The organism is Salmonella sp. 32120201201600049SM, from assembly GCF_017572835.1.
In the GTDB taxonomy this organism is placed as follows: domain Bacteria; phylum Pseudomonadota; class Gammaproteobacteria; order Enterobacterales; family Enterobacteriaceae; genus Salmonella; species Salmonella enterica.
In genome coordinates, this window is sequence record NZ_JAGESA010000026.1 from 2,876 (window position 1) to 4,128 (window position 1,253).

Consider the following 1,253-nt stretch of genomic DNA (forward strand, 5'->3'; position numbering starts at 1 on the left):
TTAAAAGAACTGGGCAACCCGTATGCGCTGAGTTTATCGGACAGCGACGGGATGCTGGGGCTGGACCTGGGCGTGTACGGCGCGCCGGAAACCTTCCTCATCGACGGCAGGGGGATTATCCGCTACCGCCATGCGGGCGATTTGAATGCCCGGGTATGGGAAAGTGAACTGAAACCGCTGTGGGACAGATACAGCCGGGAGGCGGCGCAATGAGACTGTTACCGGGCATGGTGATGCTGATGCTGGTGCTGGTTATCTCCGGGTCAGCGCGGGCAACCACCGACGTGATGCCGTTTAAAGATGAAGCGCAGGAGCAGCAGTTCCGCCAGCTCACGGAGCAGCTGCGCTGCCCGAAATGCCAGAACAACAGCATTGCGGACTCGAACGCGATGATAGCCACCGACATGCGCCGCAGGGTGTATGACCTGATGCAGGAGGGGAAGAGCCGCCAGGAAATCATCGATTACATGGTGGCGCGCTACGGCAACTTCGTCACCTACGACCCGCCGCTGACCCCGCTGACGGTGCTGCTGTGGGTGCTGCCGCTGGCCGCCATCGTGGCGGGCGGGTGGATAATCGTCGCCCGGACGCGCAGGCGGGTGCGCCTGCGCCGGGAGCCGCTGCCGGCGGACACCCCGGTTTGCGGCGCGCGCGCCGGGTGGGGCGTTTACGTGCCGGGGGCCGTCATTGCGCTGGCGGTCGGCGCCGGCAGCTACGCCCTGACCGGCAGCTATCAGCAGGTCAGGGTCTGGCAGCAGGCGACGGCGCAGACGCCGGGGCTGCTGGCGCGGGCGCTGGACCCGCAGGCGCAGCCGCTGAATGAGGAGGAGATGGCGCGGCTGGCGCTGGGGCTGCGCACCCGCCTGCAGAATGATGCCGGCAATGTTGAGGGCTGGCTCATGCTGGGGCGCACCGGTATGGTACTGGGTAATGCCGGTACCGCCACCGGGGCGTATGCGAACGCTTACCGTCTGGACCCGAAAAACCGCGATGCGGCGCTGGGCTACGCGGAGGCGCTGACGCGCTCGTCCGACCCGGAGGATAACCGCCGTGGCGGGGAGCTGCTGCGTCAGCTGGTGAGCCGCGACCACACGGATATCCGGGTGTTAAGCCTGTATGCGTTCAGCGCCTTTGAGCAGCAGCGCTTTGGCGAGGCGGTGGCGGCCTGGGAGATGATGCTGAAGCTGCTGCCGGCGGGTGACGCCCGGCGGGCGGTGATAGAGCGCAGTATCCGGCTGGCGCAGGAGAAATAA

General features: G+C 66.5%; 2 protein-coding genes. Both read left to right on the forward strand.

What is annotated here, in order from left to right:
- Positions 1-213, forward strand: a 213-nt coding sequence (locus J4650_RS22605; RefSeq protein ID WP_097117292.1) for a hypothetical protein, incomplete at its 5' end; no start/stop codon positions are given.
- On the forward strand, positions 210-1,253 hold the full coding sequence (locus J4650_RS22610; RefSeq protein WP_023993451.1) for a cytochrome c-type biogenesis protein CcmH: 1,044 nt from the start codon (positions 210-212) through the stop codon (positions 1,251-1,253). The genes J4650_RS22605 and J4650_RS22610, both read left to right, overlap by 4 nt.